A 20767-nucleotide genomic window follows, 5' to 3' on the forward strand; every position below is an offset into this window, starting at 1 on the left:
AGCATTCCCTATAGTGCGCGCTCCACAAGCCGCGACAGGAGCCACCAGCCATGGCCGACATCAAAGTGGGCATCATCATGGGCAGCCAATCCGACTGGCCGACCATGAAGGAAGCCGCCAATATCCTCGATGAACTGGGCGTCGAATACGAGGCCAGGATCGTCTCCGCCCACCGCACCCCGGACCGGCTGTGGAGCTACGGCAAATCCGCAGCGGACCGCGGCTTGCAAGTGATCATCGCAGGCGCCGGCGGCGCCGCCCACCTGCCCGGCATGGTCGCATCGAAAACCCGCGTCCCCGTTGTGGGCGTGCCAGTCCAAACCCGCGCCCTCTCGGGCGTCGACTCGCTTTATTCCATCGTGCAGATGCCCAAGGGCTTCCCGGTCGCCACCATGGCGATCGGCTCTGCCGGCGCCGCCAACGCGGGCCTGATGGCCGCAGGCATCCTGGCGCTGCAGGACCCCGCCCTGGCCCAGCGCCTGGACGACTGGCGCGAGGCGCTCTCTGCCTCGATCCCGGAGGAGCCCGCCGATGACTGACGTGCTTGCCCCCGGTTCCACCATCGGCATTCTCGGCGGCGGCCAGCTCGGCAGGATGCTCTCCGTCGCGGCCTCCCGCCTCGGCTTCAAGACCCATATCTTCGAGCCCGGCGCCAACCCGCCCGCAGGCCATGTCGCCGACCGCGTGACCACCGCAGGCTACGAGGACGCCGAGGCGCTGGCCGCCTTCGCCGCCTCCGTCGATGTGATCACCTATGAGTTCGAAAACATCCCGACCTCCGCGCTGGACCTGCTGGAATCGCAAAAACCGATCCGCCCGGGCCGCGAGGCACTGCGCATCAGCCAGGACCGGCTGACGGAAAAAACCTTCCTGCAGGACCTCGGCCTGCAAACCGCGCCTTTTGCCGACATCACCGACCAGGCCAGCCTCGACGCGGCGCTGGCAGAGATCGGCGCGCCCTCGATCCTGAAAACCCGCCGCTTCGGCTATGACGGCAAGGGCCAGGCCCGCATCAAGGCACCGGAGGACGCTGCCGAGGCGCTCGCCGCCATGGCAGGTGCGCCGTCGATCCTCGAAGGCTTCGTCAATTTCAGCCACGAGGTCTCGGTGATTGCCGCCCGCGGCACCAGTGGCGAGATCGCCTGTTTCGACCCCGGCGAAAACGTCCACCGCGACGGCATCCTGCACACCACCACCGTGCCGGCGAAACTCAGCACCGGCCAGCGCATGGACGCGGTGCTGATGGCAGGCAAGATCCTGAACGCGCTGGAGTATGTCGGCGTCCTCGGCGTCGAGCTGTTCGTCACCCCCAAGGGCCTGATCGTCAACGAGATCGCCCCGCGCGTCCACAACTCCGGCCACTGGACCCAGAACGGCTGTACCGTGGATCAGTTCGAACAGCACATCCGCGCGGTTGCCGGCTGGCCGCTCGGCGACGGCCAGCGCCATTCCGACGTGGTGATGGAAAACCTGATCGGCGATGACGTGGACCGCATCCCGGAACTGGCGAAAGAGGCTGACTGCGCCATCCACCTTTACGGCAAGGCCGAGGCCAAGCCGGGCCGCAAGATGGGCCACGTGAACCGGGTTCAGAAGCCGCAGAGCTGACGGATTGGGGCAGTGCCCCAATCCCCGTAGTATTTCAGACCATAAAGAAGCGGTTGGGCGGTGAAACCGGCCCCGCCGGTTTCACGCGCCGCAAAGAGGGCCATCCGGCCTGATGCGCGGCGCTCCCCCTCAGGCGAGGAAACGGCCCGCCACCTCCCCCGACATATAGCTGACCTGCCCGCCGGAAATCGTTGCCGCAACCCGCTGGCTCTGCTTGTCCAGCACCAGAATATCAGCGCGCTTGCCCGCCTCCAGCCGCCCGCGGTCCGTAAGCCCCAGCAGCTGCGCAGGCCCTTCCGAGACCAGCCGCCACGCCCCCGCCAGATCCAGCAGGCCGGAGCGTTCCAGCATCAGCGCCGCACGGCGCGGGCTGGGGTAGTGATAGTCGGAGGCCAGCGCATCGCACAGCCCCATGGCGATCAGCTCGACAGCCGAGGCATTGCCCTTGTGCGAGCCGCCCCGCACCACGTTGGGCGAGCCGAGGATCACCGGATCGCCCGCCGCCCGCGCCGCCTCCGCCGCCTCCAGCGTCTCGGGGAACTCGGCAATCCGGGCGCCGCGCTCGCGCCAGACGGCGCGGTCCTCGGCGGTCTGGTCGTCATGGCTGCCAAGGCGCACATCCAGCGCCGCGAGCTCCGCGCACAGCGCATCCAGCCGGTCCGGCACCTCAGCCCGGCGCGCGTGCATGTCCTTCAGCATCTGCCAGTGAACCTCCGGATTGCGCCCCGCCTTCAGCGCCTGGCCGGTGAGGCGCGGCGGCTTCTTGCCCGCCGCCAGCCGCTCATGCGGCAGGTGGTCGTTGAACACCACATAGGGAACGCCCCACTCGGCCGCCTTGGCGGCCAGCCCGGCGTAATCCTCCAGCATGTGGATCTCGAACCGCAGCTGCGGCAGCAGATCGGTCACGACAGAGCCGCGCACCGCCTTGACCGCCTCGAACACCTGCGCCGCAAACTCAGGGCCCCGCAGGCCGCCTTCCCAGGAATAGAACTGCGCCAGAACCGCGGTGGTGATGCCGTTGGCCGCCAGCTCTGCCTCGGCGGCGACAACGCCCTCCGCCATCTGCTTCATCGCGCCCCGGCGCGGCGCCAGGTGGCGCTCGAACCCGTCGCCATGGGCGTCCACGATCCCCGGCAGCACCAGATAGCCGGTCAGGTCCACAACCCGCCCGGCGGGCGCCTCCGCCACCAGCCCGTCCGCAAAGGCCAACTCGCCGCCGCGCTCCAGCCCGCCGGGCCGCAGCACATCACCGCCTTGCAGGGTCAGTTCCAAAGTCATTCGTTCACGCCTTCTTCGCAGCCGCCATTCAGCTGGCAGGCCTCGCCAATGATCTCTTCCACCGCCGCCAGCCAGCCCAGGCTGGGCTCAAACCGCCCCTCCTCCAGGAAATGCAGCGCCTGCGCCATAACCTGCGGGTTGTTCATCATGTAGGTGTGGGTGACCGGCAGCGACAGATGCGCCGCCATGCCCGCAACCTTGGTGCTTTCGACCGAGACCTTGCCGTCATCCGCCCCCGGGATCAGCGACGAAAACAGCGGGTTCAGCGTCTCGCTGCCCGCAATCACCCCCAGCTCGAAATCCACCGGCGGCAGTTTCCTGGGCAGGCTCTCCGCCCCGGTGCCCAGCTGCAGCCCGGCGGGCCCGTTCAACAGGCCGAACACCTCCCAGTCGCCCAGCTCATCCACCAGCTCGCTGCCCTGGTTCGGCGGCCCCATCATCACCACCCGGCCCAGATTTTCCGGGCGGTTGTTCTGCAGCCAGTGGCGCAGCAGAATACCGCCCATCGAGTGGCTGACCACATGGGTTGCCGCCTCGCCGCAGGCGGCAAAGGCTGCGGGCAGGGTCTTCTCCGCCAGCACCTCAACCGGCTCCTCGGTCGAGGGATAGCCGGGCCGCACCACGGAGTATCCGCGCGACTGCAAGACCTCCTCCATCACCGCAAAGGAGGTTTCAGAGCGCGCCAGCCCGTGCAGCAGGATCACGCAATCGGCCGCCGCAGGCAGCGGCAGCAGCACCGCAGCGGCGGCAAGCAGGGGTTTCAATAGATCACGCATGACGCCCAGATAAGCGCAAGCGGCAGCACAGGGAAGCCCCCGCGTCTACTTGGCGGCCTGCACCTTGCGCCCGGGCGCCAGCCGCACCACCAGCGCAATGCCGCCCAGCACCGCGGCGCTGCCGAAGACCAGCCGCAGACCGATGCTTTCGCCCAGCAATGCCGCACCCGCCAGGATCGCAATCACCGGCACGCTCAGCTGCACCGTGGCCGCCACCGCGGGCAGGATCTGCGGCAGCAGCCGGTACCACAGCGCATAGCCCATGCCGGAGGTCACGGCGCCCGACAGCACTGCCAGCACCGCGCCGTACAGGCTCACCGTGCTGCCGCCCAGCCATAAGGCTACTGGCAGGAACATCGCCGTCGACCACAGGAAATTCACCGCCGTCGCCGCCAGCGGCTGCGCAGCACCCCGGCCCAGGATGCTGTAGATCCCCCAGCCCAGCCCCGCTGCCGCCATCAGCAGCGACGCGCCCAAGGGCGCCGTGCCGGAGCCGTCGGGCCAGACCACATAGGCCAGCCCCAGAAACGCCAGCACTGCGCCCGCCACCTGGCCCGCGCCGACCGGCGTGCCCCGCACTGCGCCCCACAGGAACATCGACACCTGCACCACCCCGAACAGGACCAGCGCGCCAAGGCCCGCGTCAAGCTGCTGATAAGCCAGCGAAAACCCGGCAATATAAAGCGTCAGCGCCGCGCCGCCCTTCAGGCTCGCCGCCAGCCCCTGCCGCACCGCCAGCCCCTGCACCCGGCACAGGATCACCAGCATCGCCGCGCCGGAGGCCAGCCGCAGCAGCCCGAAACTGCCCGCATCCATATGCCCGTCCCCGATCGCCAGCCGGCTGAGGATGGAATTCGCGGCAAAAGCGATCATGGTCAGGGAGACGAGAAGAAACAGGCGCATGGAACAGGGGTAGCGCGCAAGCCTCTGCGGGGCCACTGATTTCTTCGTGTCAGCCATTGATCCACAGCTGAACACTTGCCGCTGCCAAGGAACTCTAACCCTTGAACACGTTTTCCCGATGCCAGCGAAGATATGACCTGTGTGGTTTGAATGCCGGGTTCACAGGTTCGATCAATCGCCTTTCCGGTAGCAGCAAGCGGTCCAGTGTCGCCTCATCAACTGCCTGTTTCGCAACAAGCACCTCATTGTCGTCACTGATAGACAGAAGACCACGGTCAAACATCCAATGCACGGTTCCTGACAGGGCCAGCCCATTCCGCACCGTATCCGGGCCGTGCTCCGAAACCGGCACGATATGCGCGGCCTCGACCTCCGGCCGCCCGCCGCCATTGCGCAACTCCAGTCCCGACATTGAACAGCGGCCGCCATAGGCATGTTTGACCTGTCTTGCAAAACTGCGATCCCGGAAGGCCCGCTGGGACAGCAGAACCTCCCGTGGCTGATCCAGCGGCTCAAAGGCGGCCTGGTCCTCAGCGAAACCAGGCTCCAAGGTGAAATCTCCGGTTCGAGGGATGGCATTCGGCTCTTCGCGCGCTGCCAGACCGGCGTTGATAATACGCGCGAAATCAGTATCGGAGATCAGCCGGACCGCGCTGGTGTTGCTGCCGCGCGACCTGGGCAACCCGGTTTCATACGGCCCTTGCCCCTCCACCCATCGGGGAACAAAATTCTCGAAGGACAGCTCACTGCCTGTGTCCAAAAGCGCATAAGCCAATGCGGGATCCTTTGGGTCATCCTGCACCTGCAGCACTCGCTGTACAGAATGGTAGCCTTTACCGCCGCCGCGCCGCCCCTCATAGAAGACAACCCAGTCGCCGACGGTTTGCTCGACCCGGCTCAGATAGTGTTTTTTCGGGAAATGATACGCTTTGCCAGGCTGGTCGTCATAACCAGAATGCGAAGACTGAATAAAAACCGCTTTGACCATGGCGTTGACTTTAGGGCGCTGTTTCCAAAACGAAAAGAGGGGAGAAAAGAAGCCTCCCCAATTCACCTTTGCCCAAATACTCCCGCCGGAGGCAGGCCCGCAAGGCGGGCCTTCTTCCCCCCCCCCTCAAACCGAAAAGGGGCTGCCCTCTCAGGCAGCCCCCAAAGTCATCCGGATGGATGGCTGATGCTTACATCATGCCGCCCATGCCGCCCATGCCGCCCATGTCGGGCATGCCGCCGGCTGCCGCGCCTTCTTTGGCGGGCTTGTCGGCAACCATGGCTTCGGTGGTGATCAGCAGGCCTGCAACCGATGCCGCGTCTTCCAGCGCGGTGCGGGTCACTTTCGCCGGGTCGATCACGCCGAAGGAGAACATGTCGCCATATTCACCGGTCTGCGCGTTGTAGCCGAAGTGGTTGTCCGCGGATTCGCGGATCTTGCCGGCCACCACGGCGCCGTCGACGCCTGCGTTCTCGGCGATCTGGCGCAGCGGCGCTTCGATCGCTTTGCGGACGATGTTGATGCCGGCGTTCTGGTCGGCGTTGGCGCCTTCCAGGCCTGCCAGCGCCTTGCCGGCCTGCACCAGGGCAACACCGCCGCCGACGATCACGCCTTCCTGCACGGCTGCGCGGGTCGCGTTCAGCGCATCGTCCACACGGTCCTTGCGCTCTTTCACTTCCACTTCGGTCATGCCGCCGACGCGGATCACGGCCACGCCGCCTGCCAGTTTGGCAACGCGTTCCTGCAGCTTCTCGCGGTCGTAGTCAGAGGTGGTCTCTTCGATCTGGGTGCGGATCTGGGCAACACGTGCTTCGATCTCGGCCTTCTCGCCAGCGCCGTCGACGATGGTGGTCTCGTCTTTGGTGATGGTGATTTTCTTGGCGGTGCCCAGCATGTCCATGGTGACGGACTCGAGCTTCATGCCCAGATCCTCGGAGATCACCTGGCCGCCGGTCAGGATCGCGATGTCCTGCAGCATGGCCTTGCGGCGGTCGCCGAAGCCCGGTGCCTTGACGGCTGCGATTTTCAGGCCGCCGCGCAGCTTGTTGACAACCAGGGTTGCCAGCGCTTCGCCTTCGACGTCCTCAGCAATGATCAGCAGCGGCTTCTGCGACTGGATCACCTGCTCCAGCAGCGGCACCATCGGCTGCAGCGAAGACAGTTTCTTCTCGTGCAGCAGGATCATGCAGTCTTCCAGATCCGCGACCATCTTGTCGGGGTTGGTGACGAAGTAGGGCGACAGGTAGCCGCGGTCGAACTGCATGCCCTCGACCACGTCGGTCTCGGTTTCCATGCCTTTGTTCTCTTCGACGGTGATGACGCCTTCGTTGCCGACTTTCTGCATCGCGTCAGCGATCTGGCGGCCGATTTCAGCTTCGCCGTTGGCAGAGATGGTGCCAACCTGCGCAACCTCGTCGGAGTCTTTCACTTCGCGGGCCATGTCCTTGATGCCCTGCACGACTTTGGCGGTTGCCAGGTCGATGCCGCGCTTCAGGTCCATCGGGTTCAGGCCGGCCGCAACCTGCTTCAGGCCTTCTTTGACGATCGCCTGCGCCAGAACGGTTGCGGTGGTGGTGCCGTCGCCGGCTTCGTCGTTGGTGCGGGAAGCAACTTCCTTCACCATCTGGGCGCCCATGTTCTCGAACTTGTCTTCCAGTTCGATTTCCTTCGCCACGGACACGCCGTCCTTGGTGATGCGCGGTGCGCCGAAGGATTTGTCCAGAACCACGTTGCGGCCTTTCGGGCCCAGGGTCACTTTCACGGCGTCGGCCAGAATGTTGACGCCTTTCAGCATGCGGTTGCGGGCATCGGTGTCGAATTTGACGTCCTTAGCAGCCATTTTTCACTCTCCTAGAGAAATTCTGTGGGTTTCAGCGATCAGGGATCAGAGCAGCCGGAGGGCTTACTCGATGATGCCCATGATGTCGCTTTCCTTCATCATCAGCAGCTCTTCACCGTCGACGGTCACTTCGGTGCCGGACCACTTGCCGAACATGATGCGGTCGCCAGCGGACACGGCCATCTCGATCAGTTCGCCGCTGTCCTTGCGGGCGCCTGCGCCGCATGCAACCACAACGCCTTCGCTCGGCTTTTCCTTGGCGGAATCGGGGATGATCAGGCCGCCCGCGGTTTTCTCTTCGCTTTCGGTGCGGCGCACCAGCACGCGGTCATGAAGCGGTTTCAATGCCATCTTTGCAGCTCCTTAAAAAGGCTCAAAGGTTGTTATCAGTTGGACCTCCGCCTCCCCGGCGGGGCCGTTATCACTCATCAGGGCTGAGTGCTAACGAGGGGAAGCTAGGAATGCCCCCGCATGTTGTCAACACGGAATCAGCAAAAAAATGAGGGCGCCGGAGCACCCTCTGATTGCCGCAGGTTCACCCCCTTATGCAGCCTTGTTTTTCAGGTGCGGAAAGCTGTCCTTGAAGCGGCCGAATTTATGCGCGCCGCAGGCCACCGGCGCATAGCGCGCGGGGTTTCCGGCACTGACGCAGCTGTCCAGCGGCTGGAACACCGCGTCCGCGTCCGCGTCGATGAAGAACGGGATCGAATAGCGTTCCCGGCCCGAGGCATTCACCACCCGGTGCAGGTTGGCCAGATACAGGTCATTGGTCAGCCGCTGGATCAGATCGCCGATATTGATCACGAAAGTGCCGGCAATCGGCGGCCCCTCGACCCATTGGCCGTCGCGGTTCATCACCTGCAAGCCGCCCACATCGTCCTGCGCCAGAATGGTCAGGCTGCCATAGTCGGTATGCGCGCCGATCCCCATCACGCTTTCGTCGATCCGCCCCTCCTGCGGCGGGTAGTGCAGCAGCCGCTGGATGGTGATCGGATTCTGCATCCGCGGCGCAAAGAAATCCGCCTCAAGATCCAGGCTGACCGCAATCGCCCGCATCAGCCGCTGCGCCAGGCCCTTCATCTCCTGATGATAGCCATAAACCGCGCGTTCAAATTCCGGCCGCGCCGCGGGCCACAGGTTGGGGCCGAAGAACGGCGCGTCCCCGGCCGGGCTTTCCGGCCCGATATCAAAGCACTCCTTCAGATCCTTGGTCTTCTTGGGGTCGGTGTTCTCGCCGAAAATCTCGATATAGCCGCGCAGGGCAAGGCCGGATTTGGAGATATGCAGGTCCATCTTGTCCTGCAGCGGCAGGTCAAAGAACGCCCGGGTCTCATCAAAGGCACCGTTCACAACCGCCTCCGGCACCCCGTGGTTCTTCACATAAAAGAAGCCGGCGTTGGTCAGCGCCCAGCGGATTTCCTTGGCCACCTCAAACAGGCTGCCGCCCGTATTCAGCGCGCTGATGTCGATCACCGGGATCTTGTCGAAAGAAACCCGCTGCGCCCGCAAGCGGTCCTGAAGCCGGTCGATGTCCTGATCTGCCATTGCTCTCTCCCCTTGTGCAAAGCTGGGGCAGTCATCGGCTGACAGGGACCCGCGCTCAACAGGGAAAAAATGCAACTCACGTGAAATCAATTAAACCGAATCGCATGAAGAGCTTTAAAAACAAGGGAACTACCTCATTACACACATTAGCACACTAAAGGCGCATCCGCGGAACATCATTCCGCTTCCCAGCTTTCCGCCCAATGCACCAGCCCGTCGCGGCCCGCGTCTGTCAGCTGGTAAATCCCGGTCTCCACCCGCTCGAACCAGCCATAGTGGTTCTTGGCCATCAGCTGGGTGGCGCGGGCCACGCCGGTGGCCTTGGCCACTTCTGCCCCCTTGCAGGCGCCTACCCCCGCCAGATGCGCGGCGCAGGCCAGCGCGTCCTGGCGGTAGGCGGTGACGATGCCGTGCCGGGTGGCGCCACCTGCGTTCGGGTCGCCCCGCAGGGCCTGGAACTCGCGCAGCAGCCGCGCCTGCTTCTTCTTCGACTTGCGCGGGGCATAAGGCCCCGGGTCGCAATGCACCTCTGCGCGCCCGTCCGCCAGCACCGTGATGAGGCCCAGCCCCAGCCGCCGGCACATCGCCAGATTGTCCTTCATCATCCGCCGCGCCTGCCGTCCGCCGGGCCGCGGCACCGCGATATAGACATGGTCGGTGACCGCCAGCCGCGCGATTGCCTGATGGAACAGCGACAGCGAAAACTTCAGCTTCAGCTCGACAATCACCGGCGGCTCATCGCCGCGCACAGCCACCACATCGGCAGCGCCCACCTCGCCCTTCACGGCATAGCCCTGGGCCTCCAGCAGCGCCTTCACCGGCGCATACAGCTGATCCTCGCGTTCCATGCCCCATGACTGGCAGGAAGCGCACGGCTTGGCAATCCGCCGCCCGGTTTTACAGGGCAACGCAGGGTTTTACATTGCCGGCACCCCTGCCCCGCCCTAGGCTCATAAGTCCAGGCCAAGAGTTCAGGAACCCCGGGGAAAGGGCGCGTGATGAAACGGATTGCACTGGCACTTGCGCTGATGCTGCAGGCCACCGCCGGTTTTGCCGCCTGCCGCGGCATCGACTACCGCGACCACCTGCCGCCCCAGACCCAGGCGCAGCTGGACCGCGAAATGGCCGCCACCCCGTTTTCCGAAGGCAACCACTGGGTTGCCACCAAGGGAAGCCGCACCATTCATGTGATCGGCACCATGCACGGCGGCGACGCCCGCATGGCCGGGGTGATGCGCAAGCTGCGCCCGGCGCTGCTGTCGGCGCAGGCGGTCTACCTGGAAACCTCGGACCAGGACATGGAGCGGCTGGACCGGATGCCGCCTTCGATGGCGCGCAGCTTCCTGCTGCCGCAGGGGCGCGAGCTGCGCCACCTGCTGGCGCCCGATGCCTGGCAGCGGTTCAAACTGTCCGTCCAGGTCAGCGGCGCCAGCCTGGAAACCATGAACCGGATGCAGCCCTGGGCGATCTCGATGTTCCTGGTGCAAAGCGGCTGCCGCCCCTACGGCTTCGGCCTGCGCCGCGGGCTGGACGACCGGATCGCCGATTTCGCCCGCCGCAAGCGGATTCCCATAGGCGCGCTGGAAACCCCGGAGCAGGCGCTGGCGGCAATCTCCGGAATGCCGCTGCGCGACCAGGCCCGGATGCTGGAGCTGGAGCTGCAGCTGATCCAGTCCGACAAGCCCGAGGACGCCACCCCGGTTGAGGCCTATTTCGACCAGAGCGTCTGGACCTCCTTCGTGCTGGCGCCCTGGATCAGCGCCCAGTACAGCAGCTTCACCCGTGCCGAGACCACCCGGCTCTGGGCCCAGTACAACCGCCGCCTGCTGGACCAGCGCAACATCCGCTGGATGAAGGTGATCGAAGCCGCCCGCCAGGACCGCTTCGTGATCGCCGTCGGCGCCGCCCATCTGCCGGGGCGTAACGGCCTCTTGAATTTGCTGCAGGCCAAGGGCTTCAGCCTGGCCCGCGCCCCGTGGTAGGCTGCGGAAAACCTGCCCTCCAATTCACGTTTCAGGACTTTTCTTCATGCGTTTCATTCTCGCCATTGCTTTCCTGCTGCTGCCTGCAACGCTCTGGGCTGCCTGCACCGGCACCGACCAGCGGCTGGCGCTGAGCGCCAGCGAACGGGCCGCCGTTGAGACCCGGGTCGCCGCCACACCCTTTGCCGAGGGCAACCACTGGATCGCGCGGCGCGGCAGCCGCACCGTTCATGTGATCGGCACCATGCATCTCAACGATCCGCGGCTGGTCGCGGTCACCGATGCGCTGACACCGCTGATTGCCGAGGCAGACGTGCTGCTGCTGGAAGGCACCAAGCGCGAGGAGGCGGAGATGATGGCTGCCATCGGCAGCGATCCCTCGCTGACCCTGATCACCGAGGGCCCCAGCCTGATCGACCGCCTGGAGCCCGCCGAATGGGAAGACCTGGCCGCCAAGGCCCGCGCCAATGGCGTCGCGCCCTGGATGGCCGCCAAGATGCGGCCCTGGTTCCTGGCCGTCTCGATGGCGGTGCCGCCCTGCCTGCGCACCTCGCCGGAGAGCACCAACGGCTTGGATAAACGGCTGGAACAGGCCGCCGACGAGGCCGGCACCGAAACCCGGGCGCTGGAAAGCCCGATGACCCTGTTCGAGGTGTTCAACAGCGAGCCGCTGGAAGAGCAGGTCCGCCAGCTGCGCGCCTATCTGACCCTGCTGGGCGGCGAACAGGATGCCCTCTTCACCATGATCGAAAGCTATTTCGACGAGCAGGCGCTGACCTATTTCACCATTTACGAGCGCGATTTCCTGCAGTCGGATGCGCTGCCGGCGGAGGAAACCCGCCGGATCTGGCAGGAATCGATGGAGGCCATGCTGGACAACCGCAACCGCGCCTGGATCCCGGTGATCGAGGCGGCGGAGGGCGATCTGATCGTGGCCGCTGCCGGCGCCCTGCACCTACCCGGCGAAAACGGCGTGCTGAACCTGCTGCAGCAAGCGGGCTACACGCTGGAACGCGCGCCGTTCTAAGCCCCGCCCCGAACACAACGCCGCATTGCAGCATCAGCGGGGTGACAAGCCTGCGCGCCAGCCCTATAAGGCGCGCAAATCCCGCCTTTCTGACCTTATGCATGAACAGGACAGCCCCATGACCATCCAAGTTTTCGGCCACAAATCCCCCGACACCGATTCCACCGGCTCCCCCATTGTCTGGGCCTGGTACCTGAACGAGGTGAAAGGCGTCGCCGCCGCCCCGAAACTGCTGGGCGAGCCGAACACCGAAGCCGCCTTCATGCTGCAGCGCTGGGGCCTGGAGAAACCGGAAATCATCGCTAATGTGGCTGATGACGCGGCTGTTGTCATCGTCGACACCAACAACCCGGCAGAGCTGCCCGCCAACATCAACGGCGCCGACGTGCAGGCGATCATCGACCACCACAAGCTGGTCGGCGGCCTGGAAACCAAGGGCCCGATCGACATCACCATCCGCCCGCTGGCCTGCACCGCCACCATCATGCACGACCTGATGGGCGATGATGCCGCCAAGATGCCGGAAGCCATCAAGGGCGCGGCGCTGACCTGCATCCTGTCCGACACGCTGGAGTTCCGCTCCCCCACCACCACCGCCCATGACAAGGCCGTGGCCGAGAAGCTGGCGGGTGAACTGGGCATCAATATCGCCGACTACGCTGCCGAGATGTTTGCCGCCAAATCCGACGTCTCTTCCTTCTCCGATGCGGAACTGATCCGCATGGATTCGAAGGAATACGAGGTCGACGGCACCAAGTTCCGCGTCTCCGTTCTGGAAACCACCGCGCCGGGCGTGGTGCTGGACCGCAAGGCGTCGCTGATGAACACGATGACCTCCGTCGCGGCTGAGGACGGCGTCGATCAGGTGCTGCTGTTCGTGGTCGACATCCTGAACGAGGAAGCCACCCTGCTGGTGCCGAACGATCTGGTGAAAACCGTCGCCAGCAAATCCTTCGGCGCAGATGCGGCCGGCGACACCGTGGTGCTGCCGGGTATCATGTCCCGCAAGAAGCAGATCATTCCGAACCTCAAGGTCTGACTGCAGCATCAGGCAAACGGACAAAAGGCGCCCCGCGGGGCGCCTTTTTCGTTGCGGTTGCGCTTCGGGCCGGCTCCTAGTCCAGCCCGAACACAGTCATCCATTCGCTGCCGGCCGGGCGGAAACCCGCATAATCCGCCAGCATCCGCGACACCGCCGGCATATGCGCAGCCCCATAGATAATGGCGATGGACTGCGGTTCGTTCCGGTCCAGCACGCCACCCAGTTCTTCGCAAAGGCGCGCGTCGCGCTGATGCAGCAGCACGCCCATCAGCAGGGCTGCTTCGGTATCCCAGGACAGGCTGCTTTCGCGGGTGCTGAGGTCATCCACATTTCGCCCGCGCGACAGGCTGTCCCGTGTGGCAAAACACCGGCGGCGCACCCCGATCCACGGCGCATAGGCAAAATAGAGCGCACGGTGCGCAAGCGGCAGCGCCTTCCAGGCCGCCTCGAACTCCGCCTGGGTGACATCGGCGTGGATGCGTTCCGCCCGGCCCGCTCCGGTCGGCAGCTTGGGCTGCGTCACCAGCCCCAGGCGGTTGCCGTGCAGCCAGCGGTAAGAGCTGGTCAGATGCTGCACCACCGGCGACTTCACACCCTCGAACAAGAGAACATCGTGGTTCAGCGCGTCGCGGTAGACCGCGTCATAGAACCCGGCTTCGCCGATATGCACCATCGGGAACAGGGTCACTGAAGCCGGGTGTGCGGGGCTTTTGAAAACATGGCGGGCGGATCTCAACCCCATGAAAGACCGTTCTATGAATTGCATCAAGCGCCTGAAAAAATTGAAACTCAGGGCGCAGGCTACACCACTGGTTGCGGGTACGGAAGGCCCGGCAGCGTCATCGGCCGCCGGCCTTCAGACAAGCCGCAGCACAATGCTGCGCTTCCCTGCGCCTTTGCCAGGCGCCGGCGCCCCGGCCGCCATCTTGGTGCGGGCCAAGTCCGCCATCACCTCAGGCAAAACTGATGTATCCGTTCAGGTCCTGCAGCTGCAAATCCAGCAAGATCAGGCTGTCACCTGAACCGAAGTCAAAAACCACATCGCCCGACACTTGGCTGGCGTTGCTGAGAGCATCCTGTTCTGAGGAAAAGCCGAAATCCTGAAGAGACAGGACATCATTGCCGTTTCCAAAGTCGTTAATCTGGTCGGAACCATTGCCTTTTTTGAACAAGAACACATCGGCACCGCTGCCACCTGTCATGACATCGCTGTCACTGCCGCCGGTCAGTTCATCATCACCGGTGCCGCCAAACAGGGTGTCTTCACCAGAGCCGCCGAACAGGGAGTCGTCCTGATCGTTGCCGCTGAGATGGTCGTTGCCGCTGCTGCCATGCAGGATGTCATCGCCGGTGCCGCCTTTCATCGTGTCGTTGCCCGCGTTTCCGCGCAGCTCGTCACTGCCGCCGCCGCCAAAGACCGTATCATCACCATAGCCGCCCCAAAGGGTGTCATTGCCGTCCTGGCCGCTCAGGTGATCGTTTTCGGTGTTGCCATAGATCAGGTCGTTGCCGGTGCCGCCGGTGATCGTGTCGTCGCCGCCTTCGCCCCGCAGAGTGTCATCACCACCATTGCCCTCGATACCATTACCGCTGACGTTTCCTGTCAGACTATCAGCACCTGTGTGTGATCCCGACAGGTTTTCGATACTGTCAAAGCTGTCACCGCTGCTGCTGGCCCCGGTTTCCAGGTTCGCCGATGCGCCGGCCGCGTTGTCGAAAAAGGACACAGTATCCGCCCCGGCACCACCGATGTAAGTATCCCCGCCGTCCTGATCTTCGAACCAGTCATTGCCGTCGCCGCCGGAAAGCGTGTCATCGCCGGCACCGCCTTCGAGGCGGTCATCATCAGCGCCGCCGTCGAGAACATCGTTGCCGGAGCTGCCTATCAGAGTGTCACGGCCGCTGGCGCCGTACAGAGTGTCAGCACCGCTTCCCCCGGTCAGCATGTCGTTATCGTCGCCGCCGGTCAGTTCATCATTCCCGGTGCCGCCAAACAGGGTGTCATCACCAGAGCCGCCGAACAGGGAGTCGTCCTGATCGTTGCCGCTGAGATGGTCGTTGCCGCTGCTGCCATGCAGGATGTCATCGCCGGTGCCGCCTTTCATCGTGTCGTTGCCCGCGTTTCCGCGCAGCTCGTCACTGCCGCCGCCACCAAAGACCGTATCATCGCCATAGCCGCCCCAAAGGGTGTCATTGCCGTCCTGGCCGCTCAGGTGATCGTTTTCGGTGTTGCCATAGATCAGGTCGTTGCCGGTGCCGCCGGTGATCGTGTCGTCGCCGCCTTCGCCCCGCAGGGTGTTGTCAGCCGCGTTGCCGGTGATCACATCATTGCCTGAGCCGCCAATGGCGTTTTCGATCAGCGAGCGCTCGTCGCCCTGATGCAGCATCGCGTTGTAGATATTGCCGCTGGCGTAGTTGCCGGCTCCCAGATAGGCAGTCTGCGCAGTGCCGAAGCTTGAGGCTTCACCCGGGTTCAGGTTGATGCTCAGGTTGCTGGCGTAAGCCGACAGGTCGTAAGTATCGATACCGCCGCCGTCCCAGACCGTCGCGAAGATCCTGTTGCTGCCTGCGTCAATTGCCACGCTGCCATTGACCAAGGTGTCGCCGGAGTTGGGGGTCCACTTGTAGACTGTGTTGCCGCTGTTGGTGGTGTAATCGGCGCCATACATGTGCTGCAGGGCAGCGATATCCAGCATCATGTAGGTCTGAGCGAAATCCTGACCCGGGTAGTATCCGCTAGGCCCGCCTTCATAGGACTTGTAGCTCATGACCGTGTATTCCATGTGGTCGTATTGAGCCGGCAACGTCCCGAAGTTGTTGAGGTTGTCATGCGGATGCGACAGCCCGAGTGCATGTCCGGTTTCATGCAGGACCGTATGCCAGGCATAGTTGCCAGCCTCGGGAGTTGAATAAGCCGGGGTAGGACCGAACCAGACGTCACCGGCTCTTTCCGTGTTATTGGGCAGGTAGGCGTGAGCAGTTGCAAAGTCCGGGTCCGTTGTGTTTGAGAATCTCAAATCACCTTCCGCGGAGGTTTCCTCCGTGATATTCAGATTCGTAAACCCTTCAACCGAGAAACCATTGTTCGCTGCCTTTCCGTCGTTCTGTTCCAAGGCAAACTTTGCGGCAATTACCTGGCTTGCATTGAACCCTGAGTATCCCTCTGAATACGTAATTGCATAAAGAAAATTCCCATTATCATCGTAAATATCTACATCAGTGTAATTATACTGACCAATGCTTGTTGGAAATGAGTAAGTTAAAGTGAGTTTCTCGTCCCACTGCACTCCAGACAGAACCCCATCAATTTTATCATCATTTGTTTTTGAAGAGAGCTTAGCTGTGGACATGATTTTTCCCAATGGCAGAGTGGTATCTATTGCGGCAATAAAATTCACGCCCGGCCAAGAGCTTTCCATGGTTGTGCCAAACAGTGACATCCAACGTGAAATTTACGCACCGGAAAAAAGAAAAACAACTCAGAAGGTCTCGAGCCAGAGCAATTACACCCGCATGACTAACCGCCGCCGCAGGGCCGTGCAATAGGGATTTCCTGACCTTGCGCCTGCCTCAGCGGCTGATCGCGCCACTGGCCATCCGCGGCCGTCTCTGCCATAGCTGGCGGCAAAGACCCCACGCGCGAAGGCCCGGACATGACCCAGATCATCAACTCCCTTTCCGAAGTTTCCAGCCGCTACAAGGCGCTGTTCGTGGACCTCTGGGGCTGCGTGCACAACGGCATCACCGCCTTTCCCGATGCGGTGGCGGCGCTGAAGGCCTACCGCGAGGCGGGCGGCATCGTGGTGCTGGTGACCAATTCGCCGAAACCGCGCGCCGGTGTGGCGGCGCAGCTGGGGCAGTTCAACGTGCCCGCGGACGCCTATGACACGATCTCCACCTCCGGCGATTCCGCGCGGGCGGCGATGTTCACCGGCGCGGTCGGCAACAAGGTCTATTTCATGGGCGAGTGGGAGCGCGATGCGGGCTTTTTCGAACCGCTGCACGTAATCCACGACCCGGTGGAGATCACCCGGGTGCCGCTGAAAGAGGCTGAGGGCATCGTCTGCTGCGGCCCGTTCGACACCATGGCGGACCCGGAGGTGAACCGACCCGATTTCCTTTTTGCCAAGCAGATGGGCATGAAGCTGTTGTGCGCCAACCCGGACATCATCGTCGACCGCGGCGAGAAGCGCGAGTGGTGCGCGGGGGCGCTGGCGCGGCTTTACACCGAGATGGGCGGCGAGAGCCTGTATTTCGGCAAACCGCATCCGCCGATCTATGACCTGGCCCGGCTGCGGCTGCAGGAGGTGGCCCCGGGCATCGCCGATTCCGAGATCCTGGCGATCGGCGACGGGCCGCATACGGATATTGCCGGCGCCATGGGCGAAGGCATCGATTCCCTGTTCATCACCGGCGGGCTTGCGGCCAGAGAGACAAAGACATCAGTCCAGCCGGACCCGGACGCGCTGGCGGCCTACCTGGCGCAGGAGCAGTCCGCGCCGACCTATGCCATTGGTTTCCTGCGGTAAATACAGCGGCCTTCACCCCTTCCAGCTTACAATGCCTTGCAACCCTGCCCGCACCGGGCGGGGTTATCTTTTGTCAGAAATGTCTTGATTTTCTGCAACTGCAAAGTAATAAAGTTGCGCAAGCGGCCACGGTGGCGCGCAAAAGTTACGATGCCAAACGGTCACAGAACGCAACCCAGGCCAGGCGAACGGAGGATGAGATGTTGGACAACATGCCGCGCGGAACCATCTGCATCGAAGACATCGAGATGGGCATGGTGCGTTACCTGCGCAAAGTCATCACCGATGAGGACATCGAGAAGTTCGCCCAGGTGTCGACCGACCGCAATCCGGTGCATCTGGATGACGATTACGCCCAGGACACCATTTTCGAGGGCCGGATTGCGCACGGGATGCTGACCGCGGGGCTGATCTCCGCCGTCATCGGCGAGCAGCTGCCGGGCCATGGCACCATCTATATGAGCCAGTCGCTCAAGTTCCTGGCGCCGGTGCGCCCGGGCGACCTGGTGCTGGCGGAGGTCGAGGTGACCGACATCGTGATCGACAAGCGCCGGGTCAAGCTGGACTGCCGCTGCATCGTCGACGGCAAGAAGGTTCTGGTGGGCGAGGCCATGGTGATGGCGCCCTCGCGCAAGTTCGACTGAGTTTTCTGCACGCAGCAGTTTCAGCCGCCGGGGGCCTTTGCCCTGGGCGGTTTTTTCTTGCCGTGCCCGTTGTTCCGTTTGTTCCGTTCGGTTCTGCGCTGAAGCCCGATTAAGGGGGCGGCGCCGCCGGGTGGAGGTGGACAGACCCCGCCGGGGGCCTGCTCGGACAAGCTCGCTTGGACGACCCCCTTTTTATCAGGGCCGGTCTCCGGGGTGTCGCGCAGGCAGCCTCACAGATGCCTGCGCCTCGTATCATGGCCCCGCGCGCGGGAACCATGGCGGGGGATCGCGATCAGGAGGCAGTTTGGCATTTACACGTGAGGATTGCGTGAAGGGGGCGTACGGTGGGTGCGCAACAGTAAACGCCGCCTGAGCAGGCCGCACATTGTTTCAGCTTGCATAGAGTGGCTATCCCCGCGAAGTTTACGCCTCTTTGGGATTCGGGGCTGACGATAACTTCAGATGACATACTTGAAAACTATCTTTGTGGCCGCTTATGTGCTCTGCTTCTTTTCCGGAACCAGCAAGGGACAGCAGATCATCATTGAAACTCAGCCCCTTGATCCTTTAGATGAATTTCCTCTTTGCCTGTCTCAAACCCAGGTAATAGCTTTTACGGATTCAAAAAACTGGTCGCTTTCACCGTCTTCAAACAACACCTGGCTTGTCACCCCGCCAGGCCTCACCCTGCGATATAGAGACGGCGATCTCACCTCCGTTTCCAGGGAAGCTCCTGGTGACTTTGATGAGTTCATGAAACTTGCGTTTCGGAGGCAGATAGACAGCAAGGTATCTATGCAAGACGTTGAGTTTACTGCACTTCCAACGGCTGGCCTGAGCCAGCTGAGTATGATTCAAGTCATATTTCAGCTGCCGAACGATCGGCGGATCATCTACCATTTCAGCACCCTGGCAGGCCAGTCCACTATTGTGAACACCCATTTATCGTCGTCCGACTGCGAAAATTGACAGCTGCTGAAAAGCGCTGCACGGTTCAGAATTTAAGCGTCATTGCCCCCCTAGGGCGTCAATAGTGTTTTCCTGACTGTAGGCTTGGAGTTCTGCGGGAAACTTGCAGTGCTCCCTCCCCTGCCACTGGCCGCTTGAACCGCCGCGCGGGTGCGGATAGGCATGCGCCATGCGTATCGTCAGAGATTATGAATTCGTCGAAGTGCAGGACCGGGGCGCGACCGTCGCCATCGGCAATTTCGACGGCGTGCACCTGGGCCATCAGTCGGTGATCGAGCTGGCCCGCAAGGCCGCCCCCGGGGCGCCTTTGGGGGTGATGACATTCGAGCCGCACCCGCGCGAGTATTTCGCGCCGGACAGCCCGCCGTTCCGGCTGATGCGGGCCGAGACCCGCGCCCACCGGCTGGAGAAGCTGGGGGTGGAGCGGCTGTATGAGCTGAACTTCAACACCGCGCTGTCGAGCCTGACGCCGGAGGAGTTCGCCCGCGACGTGATCTCCGAAGGGCTGGGGCTGGCGCATGTGGTGGTGGGCGCCGATTTCTGTTTCGGCAAGGGCCGCGCAGGCAATGCAGAAGACCTGAAGCGGTTCGGCGCGCAGTACGGCTTTGGCGTCACCATCGCACCCTTGATGGAATATTCCGAGCACGCGGTGTCCTCCACCGCGATCCGCAACGCGCTGAGCGAGGGCCGGCCTGCGGACGCCAAGGAGATGCTGGGCCACTGGCACCGGATCGAGGGCACCGTGATCGGCGGCGAGCAGCGCGGGCGGGAGCTGGGCTTCCCCACCGCCAACATGTCGATCGACGGGCTGCACCAGCCGCGGTTCGGGGTTTATGCGGTGCTGGTCGATGTGCTGGAAGGGCCGCATGCGGGCAGCTATCACGGCGCGGCCTCCATCGGGGTCAGGCCGATGTTCGGCGGCGTGGTCCCCAATATCGAGACCTTCCTGTTCGATTTCTCCGGCGATCTTTACGGCGCGACTTTGTCGGTCGGGCTGGTCGCCTTCCTGCGGCCGGAGCTGAAATTCGACGGGCTGGAGGCACTGATCGCGCAGATGGATGCGGATTGCGCCGAGGCGCGCGGGATACTGGCGGCGCTATGAAACCTGCAAAAGACGTCATTGACCGCTCCGGCCTGAGCGAGCGCTTCTGGGAGAAGAAGCCGCTCGACAAGATGAGCCAAAAGGAATGGGAAGCGCTGTGCGACGGCTGCGGCAAATGCTGCCTGAACAAGCTGGAGGATGAGGAGACCGGCGAGGTCGCCCTCACGCGGGTGGCCTGCCGCCTGCTGGATGACAGCACCTGCCGCTGCGCCCAGTATCCGATCCGGCATCAGTTCATCCCGGAATGCATCGTGCTGAAGCCGGACAACCTGGACACCCACGCCTATTGGATGCCGGAAACCTGCGCCTACCGGCTGTTGTGGCAGGGCAAGCCGCTGCCGGACTGGCACCCGCTGCTGACCGGCACCCCCGAGAGCGTGCATGAGGCCGGGGTTTCGGTGCGCGGCTGGACGGTGTCGGAGTTCGAGATTTCCGAGGATGAGTGGGAAGACCACATCATCGACGAGCCCACCGGCTGAGCAAGCCGGTCCGCGGCCGGGACCTGCGCCGGCATCGCTCGGGGGCTGCTGTTCG

At 63.4% G+C, this 20767-nt stretch carries 21 protein-coding genes and 1 pseudogene; 11 read left to right on the forward strand and 11 right to left on the reverse strand.

Annotated features, from left to right (window positions below):
- The first annotated feature begins 50 nt into the window (after positions 1 to 50).
- The gene (gene purE / locus AB1A62_RS00525; RefSeq protein WP_366659146.1) at positions 51 to 539 is read left to right on the forward strand and encodes a 5-(carboxyamino)imidazole ribonucleotide mutase; all 489 of its coding nucleotides are present in this window, start codon (positions 51 to 53) and stop codon (positions 537 to 539) included.
- The gene (locus AB1A62_RS00530) at positions 532 to 1608 is read left to right on the forward strand and encodes a 5-(carboxyamino)imidazole ribonucleotide synthase (RefSeq protein ID WP_366659148.1); all 1077 of its coding nucleotides are present in this window, start codon (positions 532 to 534) and stop codon (positions 1606 to 1608) included. Before purE ends, AB1A62_RS00530 begins: the two co-directional genes overlap by 8 nt.
- Before the next feature lie 129 nt (positions 1609 to 1737).
- Here the strand turns inward: AB1A62_RS00530 and AB1A62_RS00535 are convergent, their stop codons facing one another.
- From AB1A62_RS00535 to AB1A62_RS00570, 8 genes are all read right to left on the reverse strand, one after another.
- Positions 1738 to 2886, reverse strand: coding sequence for an alpha-D-ribose 1-methylphosphonate 5-triphosphate diphosphatase (locus AB1A62_RS00535; protein ID WP_366659150.1), 1149 nt, complete (start codon positions 2884 to 2886; stop codon positions 1738 to 1740).
- Positions 2883 to 3662 carry an alpha/beta fold hydrolase gene (locus tag AB1A62_RS00540; RefSeq protein ID WP_366659151.1) on the reverse strand — a complete coding sequence of 260 codons (780 nt, stop codon included), beginning with the start codon at positions 3660 to 3662 and terminating at the stop codon, positions 2883 to 2885. The genes AB1A62_RS00535 and AB1A62_RS00540 overlap by 4 nt, the downstream gene beginning before the upstream one ends.
- A 45-nt stretch (positions 3663 to 3707) precedes the next feature.
- A complete protein-coding gene (locus AB1A62_RS00545) occupies positions 3708 to 4565 on the reverse strand; it encodes a DMT family transporter (RefSeq protein ID WP_366659152.1) in 858 nt (285 codons plus the stop codon).
- A 94-nt stretch (positions 4566 to 4659) separates the two neighbouring features.
- Entirely contained in the window at positions 4660 to 5553 is an 894-nt protein-coding gene (locus AB1A62_RS00550) for an HNH endonuclease (protein ID WP_366659154.1), read from the reverse strand.
- Between the two features lie 190 nt (positions 5554 to 5743).
- Positions 5744 to 7393 carry a chaperonin GroEL gene (groL, locus tag AB1A62_RS00555; RefSeq protein ID WP_366659156.1) on the reverse strand — a complete coding sequence of 550 codons (1650 nt, stop codon included), beginning with the start codon at positions 7391 to 7393 and terminating at the stop codon, positions 5744 to 5746.
- A gap of 63 nt (positions 7394 to 7456) precedes the next feature.
- Positions 7457 to 7744: a co-chaperone GroES gene (locus AB1A62_RS00560; RefSeq protein ID WP_366659158.1), complete on the reverse strand. Its 288-nt coding sequence runs from the start codon at positions 7742 to 7744 to the stop codon at positions 7457 to 7459.
- Between the two features lie 192 nt (positions 7745 to 7936).
- Positions 7937 to 8938 (reverse strand): 2-oxoglutarate and iron-dependent oxygenase domain-containing protein, encoded by a 1002-nt coding sequence (locus tag AB1A62_RS00565; RefSeq protein ID WP_366659160.1) that lies wholly within the window; start codon positions 8936 to 8938, stop codon positions 7937 to 7939.
- 176 nt (positions 8939 to 9114) lie between these two features.
- Complete coding sequence (locus AB1A62_RS00570) at positions 9115 to 9786, reverse strand: DUF2161 family putative PD-(D/E)XK-type phosphodiesterase (protein WP_366659161.1); 672 nt, start codon at positions 9784 to 9786, stop codon at positions 9115 to 9117.
- Between the two features lie 150 nt (positions 9787 to 9936).
- Between AB1A62_RS00570 and AB1A62_RS00575 the strand changes: the two genes are divergently transcribed.
- From AB1A62_RS00575 to AB1A62_RS00585, 3 genes are all read left to right on the forward strand, one after another.
- Complete coding sequence (locus AB1A62_RS00575; protein ID WP_366659162.1) at positions 9937 to 10920, forward strand: TraB/GumN family protein; 984 nt, start codon at positions 9937 to 9939, stop codon at positions 10918 to 10920.
- 46 nt (positions 10921 to 10966) lie between these two features.
- A complete protein-coding gene (locus AB1A62_RS00580) occupies positions 10967 to 11947 on the forward strand; it encodes a TraB/GumN family protein (RefSeq protein WP_366659163.1) in 981 nt (326 codons plus the stop codon).
- A 118-nt stretch (positions 11948 to 12065) separates the two neighbouring features.
- Positions 12066 to 12986: a manganese-dependent inorganic pyrophosphatase gene (locus tag AB1A62_RS00585; protein ID WP_366659165.1), complete on the forward strand. Its 921-nt coding sequence runs from the start codon at positions 12066 to 12068 to the stop codon at positions 12984 to 12986.
- Between the two features lie 76 nt (positions 12987 to 13062).
- Here the strand turns inward: AB1A62_RS00585 and AB1A62_RS00590 are convergent, their stop codons facing one another.
- The 3 genes and pseudogenes from AB1A62_RS00590 to AB1A62_RS00600 all read right to left on the reverse strand — a co-directional run.
- Positions 13063 to 13677, reverse strand: a complete 615-nt coding sequence (locus tag AB1A62_RS00590; protein WP_366659167.1) for a hypothetical protein — start codon at positions 13675 to 13677, stop codon at positions 13063 to 13065.
- A 265-nt stretch (positions 13678 to 13942) separates the two neighbouring features.
- Positions 13943 to 15772 (reverse strand): hypothetical protein, encoded by a 1830-nt coding sequence (locus tag AB1A62_RS00595; protein ID WP_366659461.1) that lies wholly within the window; start codon positions 15770 to 15772, stop codon positions 13943 to 13945.
- A gap of 54 nt (positions 15773 to 15826) precedes the next feature.
- A pseudogene (locus tag AB1A62_RS00600) lies at positions 15827 to 16429 on the reverse strand (hypothetical protein); the annotation flags it as partial.
- Here AB1A62_RS00600 and AB1A62_RS00605 point away from each other — a divergent pair.
- The 6 genes from AB1A62_RS00605 (at position 16332) to AB1A62_RS00630 (ending at position 20712) form a co-directional block, all read left to right on the forward strand.
- Complete coding sequence (locus tag AB1A62_RS00605) at positions 16332 to 16535, forward strand: hypothetical protein (RefSeq protein WP_366659476.1); 204 nt, start codon at positions 16332 to 16334, stop codon at positions 16533 to 16535. The pseudogene AB1A62_RS00600 and the gene AB1A62_RS00605 overlap by 98 nt on opposite strands.
- A 107-nt stretch (positions 16536 to 16642) precedes the next feature.
- Positions 16643 to 17518 (forward strand): TIGR01459 family HAD-type hydrolase, encoded by an 876-nt coding sequence (locus AB1A62_RS00610; protein WP_366659169.1) that lies wholly within the window; start codon positions 16643 to 16645, stop codon positions 17516 to 17518.
- Between the two features lie 200 nt (positions 17519 to 17718).
- On the forward strand, positions 17719 to 18162 hold the full coding sequence (locus AB1A62_RS00615) for a MaoC family dehydratase (RefSeq protein WP_019298602.1): 444 nt from the start codon (positions 17719 to 17721) through the stop codon (positions 18160 to 18162).
- A gap of 462 nt (positions 18163 to 18624) precedes the next feature.
- Positions 18625 to 19131 (forward strand): hypothetical protein, encoded by a 507-nt coding sequence (locus AB1A62_RS00620; RefSeq protein WP_065268347.1) that lies wholly within the window; start codon positions 18625 to 18627, stop codon positions 19129 to 19131.
- 169 nt (positions 19132 to 19300) lie between these two features.
- Positions 19301 to 20233 carry a bifunctional riboflavin kinase/FAD synthetase gene (locus AB1A62_RS00625; protein WP_366659172.1) on the forward strand — a complete coding sequence of 311 codons (933 nt, stop codon included), beginning with the start codon at positions 19301 to 19303 and terminating at the stop codon, positions 20231 to 20233.
- Positions 20230 to 20712: a YcgN family cysteine cluster protein gene (locus AB1A62_RS00630; RefSeq protein ID WP_366659174.1), complete on the forward strand. Its 483-nt coding sequence runs from the start codon at positions 20230 to 20232 to the stop codon at positions 20710 to 20712. Before AB1A62_RS00625 ends, AB1A62_RS00630 begins: the two co-directional genes overlap by 4 nt.
- Positions 20713 to 20767 lie beyond the last annotated feature (55 nt).

Origin of the sequence: Leisingera sp. JC11 (assembly GCF_040704725.1) — a bacterium.
GTDB lineage: Bacteria > Pseudomonadota > Alphaproteobacteria > Rhodobacterales > Rhodobacteraceae > Leisingera.

What these genes read in the sequence shown, in the direction of transcription:
- AB1A62_RS00545 (WP_366659152.1), bottom strand. Translation starts at nt 4,565, where the DNA reads ATGCGCCTGTTTCTTCTCGTCTCCCTGACCATGATCGCTTTTGCCGCG.
- AB1A62_RS00625 (WP_366659172.1), top strand. Translation starts at nt 19,301, where the DNA reads ATGCGTATCGTCAGAGATTATGAATTCGTCGAAGTGCAGGACCGGGGC.
- AB1A62_RS00530 (WP_366659148.1), top strand. Translation starts at nt 532, where the DNA reads ATGACTGACGTGCTTGCCCCCGGTTCCACCATCGGCATTCTCGGCGGC.
- AB1A62_RS00630 (WP_366659174.1), top strand. Translation starts at nt 20,230, where the DNA reads ATGAAACCTGCAAAAGACGTCATTGACCGCTCCGGCCTGAGCGAGCGC.
- AB1A62_RS00540 (WP_366659151.1), bottom strand. Translation starts at nt 3,662, where the DNA reads ATGCGTGATCTATTGAAACCCCTGCTTGCCGCCGCTGCGGTGCTGCTG.
- AB1A62_RS00595 (WP_366659461.1), bottom strand. Translation starts at nt 15,772, where the DNA reads ATGGAATACACGGTCATGAGCTACAAGTCCTATGAAGGCGGGCCTAGC.
- AB1A62_RS00620 (WP_065268347.1), top strand. Translation starts at nt 18,625, where the DNA reads ATGACATACTTGAAAACTATCTTTGTGGCCGCTTATGTGCTCTGCTTC.
- AB1A62_RS00610 (WP_366659169.1), top strand. Translation starts at nt 16,643, where the DNA reads ATGACCCAGATCATCAACTCCCTTTCCGAAGTTTCCAGCCGCTACAAG.
- AB1A62_RS00580 (WP_366659163.1), top strand. Translation starts at nt 10,967, where the DNA reads ATGCGTTTCATTCTCGCCATTGCTTTCCTGCTGCTGCCTGCAACGCTC.
- AB1A62_RS00550 (WP_366659154.1), bottom strand. Translation starts at nt 5,553, where the DNA reads ATGGTCAAAGCGGTTTTTATTCAGTCTTCGCATTCTGGTTATGACGAC.
- AB1A62_RS00570 (WP_366659161.1), bottom strand. Translation starts at nt 9,786, where the DNA reads ATGGAACGCGAGGATCAGCTGTATGCGCCGGTGAAGGCGCTGCTGGAG.
- AB1A62_RS00585 (WP_366659165.1), top strand. Translation starts at nt 12,066, where the DNA reads ATGACCATCCAAGTTTTCGGCCACAAATCCCCCGACACCGATTCCACC.
- purE (WP_366659146.1), top strand. Translation starts at nt 51, where the DNA reads ATGGCCGACATCAAAGTGGGCATCATCATGGGCAGCCAATCCGACTGG.
- AB1A62_RS00565 (WP_366659160.1), bottom strand. Translation starts at nt 8,938, where the DNA reads ATGGCAGATCAGGACATCGACCGGCTTCAGGACCGCTTGCGGGCGCAG.
- AB1A62_RS00535 (WP_366659150.1), bottom strand. Translation starts at nt 2,886, where the DNA reads ATGACTTTGGAACTGACCCTGCAAGGCGGTGATGTGCTGCGGCCCGGC.
- AB1A62_RS00615 (WP_019298602.1), top strand. Translation starts at nt 17,719, where the DNA reads ATGTTGGACAACATGCCGCGCGGAACCATCTGCATCGAAGACATCGAG.
- groL (WP_366659156.1), bottom strand. Translation starts at nt 7,393, where the DNA reads ATGGCTGCTAAGGACGTCAAATTCGACACCGATGCCCGCAACCGCATG.
- AB1A62_RS00560 (WP_366659158.1), bottom strand. Translation starts at nt 7,744, where the DNA reads ATGGCATTGAAACCGCTTCATGACCGCGTGCTGGTGCGCCGCACCGAA.
- AB1A62_RS00575 (WP_366659162.1), top strand. Translation starts at nt 9,937, where the DNA reads ATGAAACGGATTGCACTGGCACTTGCGCTGATGCTGCAGGCCACCGCC.